This window comes from Bacillus sp. YP1, from assembly GCF_000877815.1.
GTDB lineage: Bacteria > Bacillota > Bacilli > Bacillales > Bacillaceae > Bacillus > Bacillus subtilis.
On sequence record NZ_CP010014.1, the window covers coordinates 1,819,300 to 1,835,998 of the forward strand.

At 41.2% G+C, this 16,699-nt stretch carries 19 protein-coding genes and 2 pseudogenes; 8 read left to right on the forward strand and 13 right to left on the reverse strand.

Annotation, left to right across the window (positions count from 1 at the left end; genetic code table 11):
• Positions 1-11 precede the first annotated feature (11 nt).
• The 3 genes and pseudogenes from QF06_RS22115 to QF06_RS08625 form a co-directional block, all read right to left on the reverse strand.
• Positions 12-386: pseudogene (locus QF06_RS22115) on the reverse strand (DinB/UmuC family translesion DNA polymerase); the annotation flags it as partial.
• Positions 384-539, reverse strand: a pseudogene (locus tag QF06_RS21140) (T7SS effector LXG polymorphic toxin); the annotation flags it as partial. The pseudogenes QF06_RS21140 and QF06_RS22115, both read right to left, overlap by 3 nt.
• A gap of 100 nt (positions 540-639) precedes the next feature.
• Positions 640-1,197: an SMI1/KNR4 family protein gene (locus QF06_RS08625; RefSeq protein WP_038829958.1), complete on the reverse strand. Its 558-nt coding sequence runs from the start codon at positions 1,195-1,197 to the stop codon at positions 640-642.
• A 127-nt stretch (positions 1,198-1,324) separates the two neighbouring features.
• Here QF06_RS08625 and QF06_RS08630 point away from each other — a divergent pair, with 127 nt between their 5' ends.
• On the forward strand, positions 1,325-2,761 hold the full coding sequence (locus QF06_RS08630; RefSeq protein WP_120363441.1) for a flavin monoamine oxidase family protein: 1,437 nt from the start codon (positions 1,325-1,327) through the stop codon (positions 2,759-2,761).
• Between the two features lie 249 nt (positions 2,762-3,010).
• Here QF06_RS08630 and csaA read toward each other — a convergent pair whose 3' ends face one another.
• From csaA to QF06_RS08665, 7 genes are all read right to left on the reverse strand, one after another.
• Positions 3,011-3,343, reverse strand: coding sequence for a chaperone CsaA (gene csaA / locus QF06_RS08635; RefSeq protein ID WP_032725963.1), 333 nt, complete (start codon positions 3,341-3,343; stop codon positions 3,011-3,013).
• A 64-nt stretch (positions 3,344-3,407) separates the two neighbouring features.
• Positions 3,408-4,133, reverse strand: coding sequence for a helix-turn-helix domain-containing protein (locus tag QF06_RS08640; protein ID WP_072175277.1), 726 nt, complete (start codon positions 4,131-4,133; stop codon positions 3,408-3,410).
• Positions 4,134-4,147: 14 nt separating this feature from the next.
• On the reverse strand, positions 4,148-4,888 hold the full coding sequence (locus QF06_RS08645; protein ID WP_041849922.1) for a GNAT family N-acetyltransferase: 741 nt from the start codon (positions 4,886-4,888) through the stop codon (positions 4,148-4,150).
• A 77-nt stretch (positions 4,889-4,965) separates the two neighbouring features.
• Positions 4,966-5,541, reverse strand: coding sequence for a TetR/AcrR family transcriptional regulator (locus tag QF06_RS08650; RefSeq protein WP_015714086.1), 576 nt, complete (start codon positions 5,539-5,541; stop codon positions 4,966-4,968).
• 5 nt (positions 5,542-5,546) lie between these two features.
• Entirely contained in the window at positions 5,547-6,248 is a 702-nt protein-coding gene (locus QF06_RS08655; RefSeq protein WP_015714087.1) for an MBL fold metallo-hydrolase, read from the reverse strand.
• Between the two features lie 75 nt (positions 6,249-6,323).
• Positions 6,324-6,806, reverse strand: coding sequence for a GyrI-like domain-containing protein (locus QF06_RS08660; protein ID WP_014480008.1), 483 nt, complete (start codon positions 6,804-6,806; stop codon positions 6,324-6,326).
• Positions 6,807-6,859: 53 nt separating this feature from the next.
• Positions 6,860-7,798: a helix-turn-helix transcriptional regulator gene (locus QF06_RS08665; RefSeq protein ID WP_015714088.1), complete on the reverse strand. Its 939-nt coding sequence runs from the start codon at positions 7,796-7,798 to the stop codon at positions 6,860-6,862.
• Between the two features lie 204 nt (positions 7,799-8,002).
• Between QF06_RS08665 and csk22 the strand changes: the two genes are divergently transcribed.
• Complete coding sequence (gene csk22, locus QF06_RS08670) at positions 8,003-8,548, forward strand: mother cell-specific sporulation protein Csk22 (protein ID WP_015714089.1); 546 nt, start codon at positions 8,003-8,005, stop codon at positions 8,546-8,548.
• Between the two features lie 26 nt (positions 8,549-8,574).
• On the opposite strand, the gene czrA is transcribed toward csk22, so the two are convergent.
• Complete coding sequence (gene czrA, locus QF06_RS08675) at positions 8,575-8,898, reverse strand: Zn(II)-responsive metalloregulatory transcriptional repressor CzrA (RefSeq protein WP_003231284.1); 324 nt, start codon at positions 8,896-8,898, stop codon at positions 8,575-8,577.
• A gap of 194 nt (positions 8,899-9,092) precedes the next feature.
• Between czrA and QF06_RS08680 the strand changes: the two genes are divergently transcribed.
• On the forward strand, positions 9,093-9,770 hold the full coding sequence (locus QF06_RS08680) for a lysozyme family protein (protein ID WP_014480011.1): 678 nt from the start codon (positions 9,093-9,095) through the stop codon (positions 9,768-9,770).
• Between the two features lie 89 nt (positions 9,771-9,859).
• Here the strand turns inward: QF06_RS08680 and QF06_RS08685 are convergent, their stop codons facing one another.
• Together QF06_RS08685 and QF06_RS08690 are read right to left on the reverse strand one after the other, a co-directional pair.
• Positions 9,860-10,396, reverse strand: coding sequence for a DUF420 domain-containing protein (locus QF06_RS08685; RefSeq protein ID WP_003231280.1), 537 nt, complete (start codon positions 10,394-10,396; stop codon positions 9,860-9,862).
• A 136-nt stretch (positions 10,397-10,532) separates the two neighbouring features.
• Entirely contained in the window at positions 10,533-11,315 is a 783-nt protein-coding gene (locus tag QF06_RS08690) for a VLRF1 family aeRF1-type release factor (RefSeq protein ID WP_015251912.1), read from the reverse strand.
• A 170-nt stretch (positions 11,316-11,485) separates the two neighbouring features.
• Between QF06_RS08690 and QF06_RS08695 the strand changes: the two genes are divergently transcribed.
• From QF06_RS08695 to desR, 5 genes are all read left to right on the forward strand, one after another.
• On the forward strand, positions 11,486-11,983 hold the full coding sequence (locus tag QF06_RS08695) for a GNAT family protein (protein WP_015714090.1): 498 nt from the start codon (positions 11,486-11,488) through the stop codon (positions 11,981-11,983).
• Between the two features lie 63 nt (positions 11,984-12,046).
• A complete protein-coding gene (locus QF06_RS08700) occupies positions 12,047-13,024 on the forward strand; it encodes a S66 family peptidase (RefSeq protein WP_015714091.1) in 978 nt (325 codons plus the stop codon).
• Positions 13,025-13,186: 162 nt separating this feature from the next.
• Positions 13,187-14,245, forward strand: coding sequence for a Delta(5) desaturase DesA (gene desE / locus QF06_RS08705; protein WP_004399588.1), 1,059 nt, complete (start codon positions 13,187-13,189; stop codon positions 14,243-14,245).
• A gap of 119 nt (positions 14,246-14,364) precedes the next feature.
• Positions 14,365-15,477: a two-component sensor histidine kinase DesK gene (gene desK / locus QF06_RS08710; protein ID WP_014480016.1), complete on the forward strand. Its 1,113-nt coding sequence runs from the start codon at positions 14,365-14,367 to the stop codon at positions 15,475-15,477.
• Between the two features lie 18 nt (positions 15,478-15,495).
• A complete protein-coding gene (desR, locus tag QF06_RS08715; RefSeq protein WP_004399356.1) occupies positions 15,496-16,095 on the forward strand; it encodes a two-component system response regulator DesR in 600 nt (199 codons plus the stop codon).
• Positions 16,096-16,699 lie beyond the last annotated feature (604 nt).

The window sequence follows — 16,699 nt, forward strand, 5'->3', positions numbered from 1 at the left end:
TCATTTTAACTTTATGATTTATGTCCACCAGTTAGCCCTGCTCTGTAAAGCGCAGTACCAGCAGATGTATAAGAAACTGCTCTAAGAATCGCTTTCGATCTGTATTTACTTCTAAACCCAAGTTTCCTTCTCTTTTCATTATCCACTTTAAATAAACTCAACTGTTGATTAACATCATCCTCAATATTTGATAACGTAACTGAGATACTTCTCACTGTTTTACCCGAGTAAAACTTATCAAGCAACATCTATATATGTCCCATCGTGATAATTGTGGGAAGATCTATAATTGTGGGAAGATCTATTGTTTTGGCTCGGTGAAATCCACCACCAAGATCATCTTTACTGTATCCAATACCCAGGCTGATTGTTCGACCAGCTTTGTTGTCTGCACCCTTACCGGAAAACTCGGTGTCATCTAGGTCAGCTACAGACTTAAACGCTTTTTTAAGCTTCACCATTTGCGACCTTAGTTCCTTATACTCTTTGGTTCTTTTATCGGCCTCAAAGAGTAATGAATCAGCCTCAAATACCTTCATATCATTCTCCTTCCTAGACTACTCTATGTAAATTTTACCACAGTAATCTATTTGAATAACAGAAAAAGACAGCCCAAATGACTGTCTTATACATCACACACTATCTTGTTCTATAATAATTTTCCGCGGTATAGTAGCGCCAATCCCAAAAAGGTTCTCCATTGGCCAATATATACCGGTCTAAAAATATTTCAAAGTTTACATTTAATGGATTATATTCTAAACCACTTTCAAATATATAGAGATAGTTGGGATCACCTTGGTTCACTTTATCTTTATCAATCATTAAATGGCATTCTTCCAATAAGTAGCCAATTGGAATACCATTGATATCTTCAAACAAATCCTCATATTTTAACTCCTCTTCAATCACTTCAAGGCTAAATAGCTGAAGTCCACCACCTATATTCTCCCCATCAGAAAGAATCTCAAAAATTTTCGCGCCGTTATGCAGTGTCATGAACTTCTGATAATCTTCTGGAAGGGTAATCTGATGTTTAGCTTCAAGGCTTTGAATGTCATTCAGGGTTGCTTTGTCCTGTGAAAATGTAACAAGGAACTCCATGATATCCCCTTTAGAACAAAACAATTGAATGGCTCCTTTTTCATCCAAAAGACTTTTCAAGCCATTTACCGTCTTATGAACAAAGTTAGTCACATACATCACCCCTTTATTTCCTTTTAACAATAACCTTTCAAATTCCAAAAGATGTGAACAGATCGTGATAGGTGCTCTTTTCAGTGAATATAATGCAATAAATTCTAAAAAGAGGTGCCTCTAAAAATTGAATTCTCTAATGAATGATGACATGGTAAAGATCATTAGAAATGGCCTTAGCGCATCCCAGCATCCAAAGCATATTCTTGTTGTAGGAGCTGGATTGTCCGGGCTTGTATCAGCATCATTGCTGAAAAATGCCGGTCACAGAGTAACGATTCTCGAAGCGAGCGGCAGAGCGGGCGGCCGTGTCTGCACTTTGAGAGCTCCCTTTAGTGATGATTTGTATTTTAACGCTGGCCCGATGCGCATACCGAATAACCATTCGTTAACCTTAGAATATATAAAAAAATTCAAATTGCCAACAAATGTATTTCTCAACAGAACCCCGATGGACATCATTTATGCAAATGGAATCAAAACACGTCTCCAAGTTTTTGAACGAGCTCCTGGAATATTGAGATACCCAGTTGCACCAAATGAACAAGGGAAAACGTCTGAAGAGCTGATGCTTTCTTTACTGCAGCCTATTCTAAATTTTATCAATCAAAATCCAGCGAGAAATTGGCGGATTGTCGAAGAACAATACAAAAATCATTCGTTAAGCTCTTTTTTAAACACGTATTTTTCATATGGCGCGATCGATATGATTGGTGTACTTTTGGATATGGAAGCGTATATGGGGATGTCCCTTGTTGAAGTATTGCGGGAATCTATCTTTTTTTCATCGCCCGCTCACTTCTATGAGATAACTGGCGGCATGGATCTGCTGCCTCACGCGTTTCTTCCTCAATTAAAAACAAACATTCTATACCATCAAAAAATGATGAAAATTTCTCAGGGGGAAAATAGTGTTACGATCCATTGTCAGCATCAACAAACGGCAGAATTTGCATCGTTCACAGCAGATCTCGCTATTGTAACCATTCCTTTTTCAACATTGCGATTTGTAAAAGTCGAACCATACCATTCATTCTCTTACTATAAACGGAGGGCCATCCGTGAGCTAAACTATATCAGTGCAACAAAAATCGGCATAGAGTTTAAAAGCCGATTTTGGGAAAAAGCCGGGCAGCGCGGCGGCAAATCTATTACTGATCTACCGATTCGTTTTTCGTATTATCCAAGCAGAAATATTGGAGCAAATGGACATGCCGTCATTCTGGCAAGTTATACTTGGGCTGATGAGGCACTGATATGGGACAGTCTTTCAGAAGGAGAGCGAATCCAGTATACTTTACTGAATTTATCTGAAATCTATGGTGATATTGTGTGGTCTGAATTTGTGTCTGGCACTTCTTTTAGCTGGAGCCAGTACCCGTATTCTGCGGGAGGTTTTACAGCTTTCGAACCAGGACAAGAATTAGAGCTGTATCCCTATATTCCTGTCCCTGAGGGCAGAATTCATTTCGCCGGAGAACACGCCTCACTCACTCATGCGTGGATGCAAGGCGCGATTGAATCTGGAATACGTGTTGCTTATGAGGTCAATCGCTTACCTTAGATCATGCTCACCTTCTGTACTAAAAGATTATTACATTTCATATAATAAGATCTTGATTAGACGGACAAATTCAATCACTAAAACAAAGTAATCCTTGCATTCCTTCGCCCTCCATGCTATATTCATATAGCGATGAGCTGAATTGTGTAAGCCGATGTACATGCCTTTACGGCACACACGAATGTGGCGTGTGGTGCATCGCCTCAATACGCAAAAGACGTTTGCCTTAGGCAAACGTCTTTTTTTGCGTTATCCGATTTTTGTGCCGTTTGGGACAGGCTGATCCGGCTGCAAAAGGACGACGTCGGCCTGGCCGGGTATGCCGCCGAGGACCAAGACTTCCGATTTAAATCCGGCGATCCGGCGGGGCGGAAAGTTCACGACTGCTATGACTTGCTTGTTGATGAGATCTTCTGGCTTGTAACGCTTCGTGATTTGTGCGCTCGATTGTTTTATGCCGATTTCAGTCCCAAAATCTATCACAAGCTTGATTGCCGGTACTCTTGCTTCAGGAAATTCTTCCGCTTTTACAATTGTTCCCGTTCTGATATCCAATTTCTCAAAGTCTTCAATGACTGCCATATCAATAACTCCTTTTTCTCCTATTGTAAAGGAGATATTCAAGATTTGTTTAACCAAATAGCCATTATTTTTTATCTGAATATAAGGTGTTTCGATACAGGCGGGGCGGCATTCCTGTGCTTTTCGTGAACCATCTTGTAAAAGAAGAAAGGTTTTGAAAGCCCAGCGCCTCGCTCACGACGGTAAGGGTTTCATTTCTCTCCATCAGCATTCGTTTTGCTTCCTCAAGGCGAAGGTCGGCAATATAGTTATGCGGGGACTTCCCTGTCTGTTTTTTGAACCAGCTTGAATAGTAAGCTGGGTGATAATGCTCGATTTCTGCCAGCTTCTTAATCGTCAGCCGCTCAAATAAATGGCTGTGAATGTATGCAATTGAGGCATAGTTATGGGATTGAAGCTTTTCTTTTATGTATTGTACTAGCATATGAAGCGAGTTGGCTGTTCCGGCCTTTGCTTCCTCTGTCAGCAAGTACCTGATCGAAGACCAGAAAGGATCGAGTGCAGCTTCAATTCCCGATCCTGCACGATACTCATCAATTTTCATTGCATGAAGCGGAACATCCAGTACAAGACATTCATTTCTTCCGATAGAACGGAAGCGATGCTCGCACTGCGGCGGAATATATAAAAAATGATCTGGCTTTAATTTCACCTGGCGCTCTTCAGTCTCAAGATCAATACTCCCTTCAAGCGGAAAAAGAAATTGGCTGTATGCGTGCTTATGTGAATGATAAAGGCGTGTGTATGTCCGTTTTTCGCAAATCATCTCTTGAAGCGAATCCATCAGCAACCCCCTTCCTTTGGTCAGCTTTTAATCCGGTAATGGTGTTCCGATATAGGCGAAAATCCGATCTTTTCATATAAAGAAACTGCCGCCAGATTTTCTTTCATCACTTGTAAAAACATGCGTTCCGCTCCGTTGTTTTTTGCTTCAGTCAACACCCTGATCACTTGGGTTCCTGCCCCTTTTCCTCTGTGCTCCTCAGCTACAACGATATTACTAAGTCCGCCATAACCATCAATGACAGAAACCGTGCCAAGCGCTGTCAGGCTTTCTTTGTCATACATCTTGAAAAAAGTTTTACACGGCGGCATGCGTTCGAAAATGTGTTTGTAACCTTTGTGACGCTCGGGTGAAAACCCTTCTAATTGAATAAATTCATCTATCCAAACAGATGATGGCTCTTGTTCCCACTTGTATGTAAATCGGCTGTTGTCATTTGTTCGGCTCATAATTGACCGGCACAACGCTGTCATCTGGAAGCACTCGTCTACCTTTTCATAACGGCTGTCTGCCAAAGCGTCATCAAGCCCTTTCGGTGATGCGTTGCTAATATGAAAACAAACAGGTAAGCCTAAACTTTGATAAAAAAGTTCGGCCTCTAGCTGAAAATTCCCTTCAGGCATATCCGCAGAAGTCCATACGCTATTTGCCCTTTTGGTTACGCCAAAATTCGCTCTGAGAAGCCATTGCCCTATGCTTTTTTGAAAATAAGCCGGCCATGAAGCTGCCGCTAACCGTTCAATCTTGTGAATGTCATCCATTGCATAATGCCTCTCCCCTATGTATACTCCCTTGATATTATACAATATTCAGAAATATAAGACATCCATTTATTTGTTTACATAATATTTTTATTGTTTATTAATAATCCTGACAAAAATGTCCGAATTGAAAATGACAGGCTTTCTAAAATGTCCTCCTCACGTTCAAATGCTTCTTTTGCGATTAAAACAGTAAAGCCATGCAGCAGGCTTCTGAGCCCCCTTGTCGCATGAATGGCAGTCTTTTCACTTGCATAGCCGTTTTCAATGAGCAGCTTCGTCACAAGACAGACAATTTGGTCAGAGACGATTTCCGTCCGTTTGTCCTGAACCTTAAGCAGAGCCGCTTCATAATATCCGGGATTTTCAATTGCAAAATCAACATATGCATGAGCTAAAGAAAGCATAGCGGAATCTCCCTTTCGTTCGGTTACGGAGTCCGCCATTTGATCAAAAAGCTTTGTCAGTCCTCTGACAGCAAGTTCTGCTCTGATCGCTTGCAGCCCGTTGATATGATTATACAATGACGGGGGGCGCACATTCATTTTTTTAGAAAGTGCGGCAAGTGAGACACCATTTACCCCTTCCTGATCGGCAATCTCCGCTGCAGCGTCTACAATCATTTTTTGGGTCAAACCTATTCTCGGTGACATGCTCATCATCCTTTCTTTGCTTTTTGGATCGCCTGTCTCATCCGCTCTGAAGGTGATCGCAGGAATTTTCCATGTCCGACAGCGAGACAGGTAGGCGCCTTATCGGCGAGCAATTGTGCGCTTTTGATGGCCTCCTCCTTATTCCATGTAGCGAAGGCGGGAAAAGGAAACGCCCATTTTATCTGACCTGATACAGCGATTCCTCCGCGTAACTGGAGCGCATCTCCTGCTATTAAAGTGCCGTTTCTTGTATCAAGAAATGACATGCTGCCCGGTGTATGGCCCGGTGTTGGAATGGCAAGCAGGGAACCAATTGTTTCACCGCCCGTCAGCAGTTGGTGAGGCTTTGTTTGTATGTGTTTCGGAATACCTCCTTTTATAGGCGTCTGCGGCTCATCTTGCCGCAAGGATGTGTCACCTTGGAGCAAGAATGAATCCCGTTCCGAGATCATGACCTTTGCATGCGGAAATGTTTGTGCCAATGTATCCAGTGATCCGACATGGTCCCCATGTGCATGAGTCAGTAAAATATGCTGAAGCGGTTTTCCAAGCTGATTCACAGCTTGAATAATCCCTTTATAGCTGCCTGGCAGTGCGGCATCAATAAGGGTGACTTCGTTTTCTTCCTCTACTAAATAGCAATTAACCGGAAACAATGCTGGAAAAAAAGTCAGCTGCCAAACCGTTTGGTACTGAGTAATTCTCATCTTTTTACCCTCCTAACAAAAACTAATGGCGTTAGTTTTATTATTAACTAACACCATTAGTTTTTCAAGAGTTTATTATTTTTTTATCGCTACATAAATGTTAACTTGTGCTCGCTGTGGCACTGCGGCACTTTGATCATACATCTCAAAATCACCTGTAAACGTGCGCAGATGCCGCTTATCCCAAGTCCAAATTTCCTTCCACGTTTCAAGCACAATCTCTTCAATAGGACCGATTCTGGAAGTGAAAACGGCGTAAGCGGAAGCCGGCAAATCAATGTTTTCATATGGTCCCGGAAGAATGTCGTCGTATTCCTGAAACGTTCCGACTGAAAACGTATAAAACCCATTCGTCTCTTGTTCATAATTCGAATATAAGGCAATAATGCTCTTGTCTTTTTCAGCCTGTGATAAAAGAGCGCTCATATCCTGCTTCCAGAATTGATCCCACAGTGCCGGAATCCTCCTTTCTTCCGTCATTTCCAGTGCGTTGCTTGTCCGTTGTGACAGTCCGGCAAATCGTTTCCGGTCTAAGTGTGTTATATGTGAAAAGCCCATACGATCTCCTCCTTTTTTTAAGATTATAGACAAAGAAACCTGACAGCAGTGTGTCAGGTTTCATATATTTTTTGCATGTGATGAATGGTTTCTTTTACTTTATCCCGTATATGAAGAGGCTGCAGAACCTCAATATCCTTTCCGAACTGGAGCAAAAAACCGATCAGCCATTGATCTTCTGGAAGTGAAATCACTGCCCGGCAGATTTCATCTTCCTCACAGTGAAGGACATCATATCCGAACCATTCACCTATACGCTGACGTGCTGCCGGTTGAACAAGAATAACCAATTCAGTTAAACGGCCCTTCTGGTACCAATTCTTATCCCATGGCAAAGTGTCCAGCTGAATGTCTTTTCTGATAAAGGTCTGATGTAAGATGGCCAGATCTTTCATCCGGTTTAGTTTAAAAAAGCGAAAATCATTTCTCACCAAGCAATAAGCGTATAAATACCAGTGCCCCGCCTTGCAAACCAATGTATAAGGTTCAGTTTCACGAAGAAGAGTTTCCCCGCTTGCGCTTGTATATGTAAAAGATATCGTTGACAACCGATCGATGGCGGCGCTGATTTTCTCACGAAGCGTCTTTTGATCCTCAGTATGGCCCCAAGCCGTCATGTCAATAAACCATTTTTCTGTTTGGTGCTTAAATGCTTGAGCAGATTGCTCAGGTATAAGGTGTTTGATTTTTTGATAGGCTTTGCTGTGAGAAACGGGTTCATACATAGATGAAACGCTCTGCAAAGCGGAAGCAATTGCAAACAATTCCTCCTCCTTCAGCCACTCTCTTTCAAGCCGATACGTTTCCATGATGCCAATTCCGCCCCCGGAACCCTGTGAGGTCACAATCGGAATACCAGCCCTATTGATTGTCTCAATATCACGGTAAATTGTTCTGACAGATACTTCAAACAGCTCAGCAAGCTCTGCAGCCTGCACTTGTTTTTTGCTGATCAATAACACAACCATCGCTAACAAACGTTCCAGTTTCATTCTGCGCACCTTTTCTTCTTGTATTTTCCAACAAAACAATCATAACATTTTGATAAAGCTTGGGCATATCTATTATGCGGCGGAATACACCTTGCATATGCTATGAAAACAGGGGTTTCCCCTTCTTTTTGTGTTCAGTATTTATTTCAGCTACTATTTCTGACCGGATAAGCATACACTTCTCAACGGAGGGGATTTCACATCATGCATCTTACACTTCAGAGCGTTTATCCTGCCATGATCATCATCTTTTTTCTGTATAAAAAAATTAAAAGGTCCATCGGATACCAGCCGCTGAAGCCCCGCTGGCTGTTCACCCGTATCATTCTTTTCTCGCTGTTTGCTTTTGGCCTTTCAATCTTCAGCGCCATTCACCCTTTTTTATATGGATATCTCATTTTGGGCATTCTTGGCGGATGGCTCCTTGTCTTTTTCGCTAAGAAAAACATCTCCTTTGAAAAACGCAGAGGAAAGATCTATTTTCGGACTCATATTTGGGTAGAGGTGATTCTCTTAACTTTATTTCTATCAAGATTTCTGTATCGAGTGACGGAGCTTTATCTTACCTCACCTGATCTAAACCGCCTTGGATCATACAGTCAGTCAATCGGAACGGACCCTCTGACAATTGGCGTCTGTTTTCTGATAGCCGTTTATTATATCGGTTTTTCTTCTTTTGTCATCAAGCTCAGCAGAAACGAACTCGAACAGCACGGACACAATAAAGAAAAAGACATCCTTGCCCGCTAGCAGCGAGTTAAGCAAGGATGTCTTTTTCAATCATGCTGTGTATGATGGATCATTTGCTGAAGAACATCTAAAACATGTTCATCCTCGGGAGAGTAATAAATCGATGTTCCTTCTCTGCGCGATTTGACAAGCCGGAGATTTTTTAAAAATCTAAGTTGGTGGGACACGGTGGATTGCAGTAAATTCAGCTTTTCTGCAATTCCGTTTACTGCATGCTCACCCTGGGACAATAAATGGAGAATTCTGATTCGGGTAGGATCAGAAAGCGCTTTGAATGTTTGCGCGACTAGAAACAGCGTCTCCTCGTCCAGATCAGCAGCCGATTGTTCCGTTTCTCTAAATTCAGTCATATGGTATCACCTTTCTTTATTCATAGTTTTATCTTATAACAAATGCGCTTGAGTGCAAACCAGCCTGCTTGTATTCCATTTCAATCTCATAGTTTAAATTTATGTTTCAAATCAGGTTTTTACTTGGTCTGATATACCGTCTTATGTCATAATAAAAAAGGTCATACTGCTCCAAACATTGAGGGTGAAACACAGTGAAGAAAAAGAGAAAAGGCTGTTTCGCTGCTGCGGGTTTTATGATGATTTTTGTCTTTGTCATCGCCTCTTTTTTATTGGTCCTGCTTTTTTTCAACCGGGATTTAGTCAAAAAACTTCCGATCGATACGAAAACGATTGTTTTGGAACGTTTAACCGATTACAAACCCTTGGTGGAAGAAGAGCTTGAAAGCCAAGGACTCTCTAATTATACATCACTCATATTAGGCATGATGTATCAGGAGTCAAAAGGAAAAGGCAATGATCCCATGCAGTCCTCTGAATCTCTGGGGTTAAAACGCAATGAGATAACAGACCCTCAACTCAGTGTTAAACAAGGCATCAAGCAATTTACCCTCATGTACAAGACCGGTAAGGAAAAAGGCGTGGATTTGGATACCATTATTCAAAGCTACAACATGGGGGCAGGTTACATTGATTTTGTAGCTGAACATGGAGGAACGCATACTGAGGAATTGGCAAAACAATACTCCGAGCAGCAAGTCAAAAAAAATCCTGATCTGTATACTTGCGGGGGAAATGCGAAAAATTTCCGCTATCCGTATTGCTACGGTGATTATACGTATGCAGAAAAAGTAAAAGAAAAAACAAAAACTGTTGAAGAATCTTTGCAGGTTGCAACACTTGAAACCATGGAATCCAAGGCTCATGAATAAGAGTCTATCAATTTACTGACAAAAGCCCAAAAATGAATTTGGGCTTTTGCCATGTTTACACGTAAAAAAAGCCATACTGAGTATGGCTTTTAATAATACGGTGAAATCATCAAATATACAATAACGCCTGTAAGGCTTACATACAGCCATAGAGGCATTGTCCATCTCGCAATTTTTTTGTGGCGCTCTACCTGCATGCTGAAGCCTCTGATCAGCGTAAACAGCGCAAGCGGCACAATAATTGCAGAAAGGCAGATATGTGTAATTAAAATAAAGAAATAAATCGGGCGCATAATACCTTCTCCGCCATAGAGCGTGTTTTCCGCAATCGAGTGGTACGTCACATAGCAAATCAAAAATAGTAATGTTGTTGTGAATGCGGCCAAAATAAAGCGTTTGTGAGCTTTGATATTTTTCTGTTTAATCATAATCAGCGCGGCCAATAAGAAGATAAACGTAAAGCTGTTGAATATCGCATTCAGCATTGGCAAAATGTGAATATTCGCATGGCTGAACTGATCTAATTTAGGCATAAAAAACAGCACTGCGATTAAACCGTTAATCAGAACTGTCAGCGTAAGGACAATCCCCGTGTAATTTTTCGGTTTATTTTCTGTTTGGTTCATTTGGTGACCTCTCCTAATTTGTACTGGCTATCCAAATCGTATGCAAATTCAAAGAAGATGTCAACGGTTTCGATTGCTTCGTCAGAAATTAGACACACTTCAAAGGCCGGAGGCTATTAGCCCCGGCCTGTTAGGTTTACGCCTCTTTTATCAAATGTTCAATGACCTTATGTTCATTTTCATTCAGCAGGTTCTTTTGAATTTTCGAATGAATGGGTTTATTCATATGCTGATCCAAGATATCGGCCGTTTCTTTATCCCCGGCAATAACCATTCGTTCCCATCTTTTCGCGGCAGCTTTTTGATCAAGGCTGGCAGCCAGCCGCTTATACAGTCTCGATTGGTTCTCTGTTACATGTTCCCTCATCCGGTTCTCTTCAAATGGTGGCGCTTTGTCTACAGCGGAATGGCTATTCTTCCAAGACTCATTGATCATATCATACTCATAACGCTCCACCGCCTCAATTTTTCCTAATACGGTTTCAATAATTTTCACTTCATGCTGCTGAGTTAAAATAAACGCTGTACTTGGGTATGCCTGGCGCAAACCCTTCAGCTGATCCAGGACAGCTGTTTCTTCCCAGTAAAATCTTGTATCTACAGGGACTTGAAGCTTAATAGGTTCCCATATGCCGCTGTCGGAAACAAAAAACACGAGACTGCGGGGCATGTCTTTTCCCATTGCATTCAAGTATTGATTCATTTTAGCCCTGATTCCATCCAGACACTTTTCCTCCTCTGGATCACTAGCTGCCAAATACTCTTTTAATCGGCTGAATCCTGACTTTAGGGCAATCTTCCATTCTCCCCCCTGCTGCTCTGGATCTCTCATGTCTGTATTGAGATACAGAGAGAGAATTTTATCCGGCGGTTCCAATTGGACATACTGTAATTTGTTAATCAATGAATCAATCGCCATTCCGATTCCTCCTTTTTCACAGGTTAGTTTTCTTTTTCCTCTCTTAAAAACGATCAAACCTGACTTTCCGCTAATTTCTAGTAATAATGGAATTGTTGTTTACAATACGCCGCTCTTCTAATACAATTGGTAACTGTGTTTCTAAGCTGATTTTTGAAAGGAGTTTGATCTTGTTTACTATTAAAGAAAAAAATCGTCAAGAGCTTGAAGAAGAACTAAATGATTTAGAATTTCAAATTTATCGCATGCAGGAGAATATGAAGGATTTGTCTAAAGATGCCAAAGTGCTTGGTATTGATCAATCGAAACATGATGAGTGGATGATTGTTTCCTCGATTGATGATGGCCAAACATGCAAAATTATGCTAACTGATTGTAAAACGGCATACCGAGGAAAAGGCTGTTTTTCACTTGTAGCGTCTTACAAGGACGATGCCATTCATATAGGGGACATCAAAGGCCCTCCGAATCACGGGTTTGGCTCCATTTGCATGAAATATTTAAAAGATATTGCAAGAGACCACAATATACCGAAAGTCACCGGAGACATCGCCAAACGGGATTGGAATCATGTAGACCGGCTGATTCACTTTTATGAAAAACATCACTTCAAAGTATGTATCGATCATGATACCCAATCTGGCAGCATTAAGTGGGTTGATTTGTAAAAAAGTCTGGAAGAAAGAGCCAAGATATGCTGTAATGGTATAAAACCATTGATGGAGGGTTCTATGCACGCCTCAAAACTGAAAAAGGGAGACGAAATCCGGATCGTGTCTCCCGCGACCAGCATGTCTATATTAACAAATGAAGCAAAAATCCAAGCAAAAACGGCGTTAGAACGCTTAGGTTATCGGGTAACCATCGCTGAACACGCAAATGAATGTAACGAATTTGATTCATCCTCTATCGAGTCAAGAGTCCATGATCTGCACGCTGCCTTTTTTGATCCAGGCGTCAAAGCGATTTTAACGACACTCGGAGGGTTTAATTCAAATCAGTTGCTGCGTTATCTTGATTACGAGCAAATCAAACGACATCCAAAAATTCTGTGCGGCTATTCCGATATAACCGCTCTTTGCAACGCTATTTATCAAAAAACGGGTCTTGTTACGTATTCAGGTCCCCACTTCTCAACATTTGCAATGAAAAAAGGGCTTGATTATACACAAGAGTATTTTCTTTCTTGCTGCGCTTCGGACGACCCGTTTGAAATTCTTCCTTCAAGTGAGTGGAGCGATGATCGCTGGTTTTTGGATCAAGAAAACAGGCGTTTTTATCCTAATAACGGCCCTGTTGTAATCCAAGAAGGTTATGCGGAAGGCACTTTAATTGGCGGAAACTTATGCACGCTTAATTTGCTGCAGGGTACGGAGTATTTTCCTGAAACAGAACATACTATTTTATTGATTGAAGATGATTATATGTCAGACATCCATATGTTTGACCGCGATCTGCAATCACTCATCCACCTCCCCGCTTTTTCACATGTAAAGGCGATTTTGATCGGCAGATTTCAGAAAGCATCAAACGTATCAATGGATCTTGTAAAAGCCATGATCGAAACAAAAAAAGAATTATCCGGCATCCCGATCATCGCAAATATAAATGCCGGACATACCTCGCCAATTGCCACGTTCCCTATAGGAGGAACATGCAGGATTGAAGCTATTTCGGGTACATCACGCATATGGATTGATAAACATTAATCAGCTTGTAAATTTTTTTTACAAGCTTTTTTAGCGCAATCGGTTATGCATGCCGCACGAGACATGACAAATGTCATATAGGAGGCATGATGTGTGCTACTACAAAAGACTTCTCTCATTAGCGTATACTGAACCGAGACACACAATGAGAGGATACTTACTATGACTGAACAAACCATTGCACATAAACAAAAACAGCTGACAAAGCAAGTCGCTGCATTTGCTCAGCCTGAAACAAAAAACAGCCTGATTCAGCTTTTAAACACGTTTATCCCATTCTTCGGCCTATGGTTTCTTGCTTATCTCAGCCTCGATGTCTCCTATCTTCTTACGTTAGCATTAACGGTGATTGCCGCAGGTTTTCTGACAAGAATTTTTATCATCTTCCATGACTGCTGCCATCAATCTTTTTTCAAACAAAAACGCTATAACCACATTCTCGGTTTTCTGACAGGTGTCCTGACTTTATTCCCGTATCTTCAATGGCAGCACAGCCATTCGATTCATCATGCGACTAGCAGCAATCTGGATAAACGCGGAACAGGAGACATCTGGATGTTAACAGTAAACGAATATAAAGCTGCATCAAGACGAACAAAGCTTGCATACAGACTTTATAGAAACCCGTTTATCATGTTTATTCTCGGACCGATTTATGTTTTTCTGATCACGAACCGTTTTAACAAAAAAGGCGCAAGACGCAAGGAACGTGTAAACACATACCTTACGAATCTGGCAATTGTCGCGTTGGCTGCCGCTTGCTGTCTGATCTTTGGCTGGCAATCGTTTTTACTGGTGCAAGGCCCGATATTTCTGATTTCAGGTTCAATCGGTGTTTGGCTGTTTTATGTGCAGCATACCTTTGAAGATTCTTATTTTGAAGCGGATGAAAACTGGAGCTACGTTCAGGCTGCTGTTGAAGGCAGTTCATTTTATAAACTCCCGAAACTGCTTCAATGGCTAACAGGCAATATTGGTTACCACCACGTTCATCATTTGAGTCCAAAGGTGCCTAACTATAAGCTTGAAGTTGCTCATGAACATCACGAACCATTAAAAAACGTACCGACAATCACCTTAAAAACAAGCCTGCAATCACTCGCGTTCCGTCTTTGGGATGAAGATAACAAACAGTTTGTGTCATTTCGGGCTATAAAACATATACCTGTAAGCCTTCCGCCTGATTCACCAGAAAAACAGAAGCTGCGGAAGAATGCCTGATGATAAAGGAGGTCTTCTAATATACTAGAAGGCTTCCTTTTTATTGTTGGAGGGTGCATTCTGGCTTTCACAATGATAAAGTTACAAGTAAGATGAAAAGCTGAAAATGAGGTAAGATCATGATTAAAAATCATTTTACATTTCAAAAACTAAACGGGATTACGCCCTATATATGGACGATATTTTTCATCCTCCCCTTCTACTTTATATGGAAATCATCATCTACATTTGTTATTATTGTCGGCATCATTTTGACGCTTTTATTTTTTTCGGTATATCGATTTGCTTTTGTCTCAAAAGGCTGGACCATTTATTTGTGGGGATTTTTATTAATTGGCATTTCAACCGCCTCCATTACCCTGTTCAGTTATATTTATTTTGCTTTTTTTATCGCGTATTTTATTGGAAACATTAAGGAACGCGTCCCTTTTCATATTTTATATTATGTCCATTTAATAAGCGCAGCCGTCGCAGCCAATTTCAGTCTCGTATTAAAAAAGGAATTCTTTCTGACACAAATTCCTTTTGTCGTCATTACCCTCATCAGCGCAATTTTATTGCCCTTTAGTATAAGAAGCCGCAAGGAGCGCGAACGGCTTGAAGAAAAGCTCGAGGATGCAAATGAACGGATTGCAGAACTGGTAAAATTAGAAGAACGTCAGCGAATTGCCCGCGATCTCCATGATACGCTTGGGCAAAAGCTTTCTCTTATCGGTTTAAAAAGCGACTTAGCAAGAAAATTGATATACAAAGATCCCGAACAAGCAGCTCGTGAACTGAAAAGTGTTCAGCAAACAGCGCGAACTTCTTTAAATGAAGTAAGAAAAATCGTTTCCTCTATGAAGGGCATACGGCTCAAGGATGAATTGATCAACATCAAACAAATTCTCGAAGCAGCTGACATTATGTTTATCTATGAAGAAGAGAAATGGCCCGAAAATATCTCATTGCTGAATGAAAACATTTTGAGTATGTGCTTAAAGGAAGCTGTCACAAATGTCGTCAAACACAGCCAGGCTAAAACTTGCCGAGTTGACATTCAGCAGCTCTGGAAGGAAGTTGTGATAACAGTGTCTGACGATGGAACATTCAAAGGAGAAGAAAATTCCTTTTCAAAAGGACATGGCTTACTCGGGATGAGAGAACGGCTTGAGTTTGCAAATGGAAGCCTTCACATCAATACCGAAAACGGAACCAAGCTTACCATGGCAATTCCTAATAATTCAAAATAAACATAAAGGATGGCTTATATGATTAGTATATTTATTGCAGAAGATCAGCAAATGCTGCTGGGCGCTTTAGGATCACTTCTAAACCTCGAAGACGATATGGAAGTCGTAGGCAAAGGTACAACCGGCCAAGATGCTGTTGATTTTGTCAAAAAACGCCAGCCTGATGTATGTATTATGGACATTGAAATGCCCGGAAAAACAGGGCTTGAAGCTGCTGAGGAGCTAAAAGATACAGGCTGCAAAATTATCATCTTAACCACCTTCGCCAGACCCGGTTACTTTCAGAGAGCTATTAAAGCTGGTGTTAAAGGCTATTTGTTAAAAGACAGTCCGAGTGAAGAGCTGGCCAACGCCATCCGTAGCGTCATGAACGGAAAACGAATCTATGCACCTGAGCTGATGGAGGACTTATACAGCGAAGCTAACCCTCTTACAGATAGAGAAAAAGAAGTGCTTGAACTTGTGGCTGACGGTAAAAACACAAAAGAAATCGCTCAGGAACTCAGCATCAAAAGCGGGACGGTGCGGAATTATATCTCAATGATTCTAGAAAAGCTTGAAGTGAAAAATCGAATTGAAGCCATTACCCGGTCAAAGGAAAAAGGCTGGTTTAAATAAAAAAGGATCTTGGCATCTGCCAGGATCCTTTTTTTAACCTGAAATTCCCGTTTGAGAACCTCGCCGCAACCAGAAGAATTAAACTGATCCATATCCTCGCTCCTATGCCCGCTGAACGATTGCTTGGTTAACAGCCCAATAAAAGACTGGATTGAATGATATCCCTGTTAAAATGGTCGGCCATTGCACATCAGCAGAATTTCTGATATTGATTATATTGTATTTTCAGTATGACAAAGTTGTGCCACTTCGCTCCCGAAGCTGCCATGCCCAACTGCAAGAGCCTAATAACACAATAAAGAACCGTCTGAAATCAATCCGAATCCGTCAATGGCATCTGCTACATCCAACTGCTTATTATCTGCCAAAAAAGATACAACACCAGCTCGTTTCGCTGATCAAAGATAGTAACAACCAGCTATAAATGTCATGATGCCGAATGTCTCTGTAATGTGGAATCAATCTTTTAACCCGAGAGCCCCTGAATCGCACATAAAGAGAAAAACGGGACCACTTTCTTTTATCAGCATATGATATAAACAGCTCTAAGCAGAACGAAAAAAAGACACAAGCCAAAAGCTCATGTCTTTTACCACAATCTATA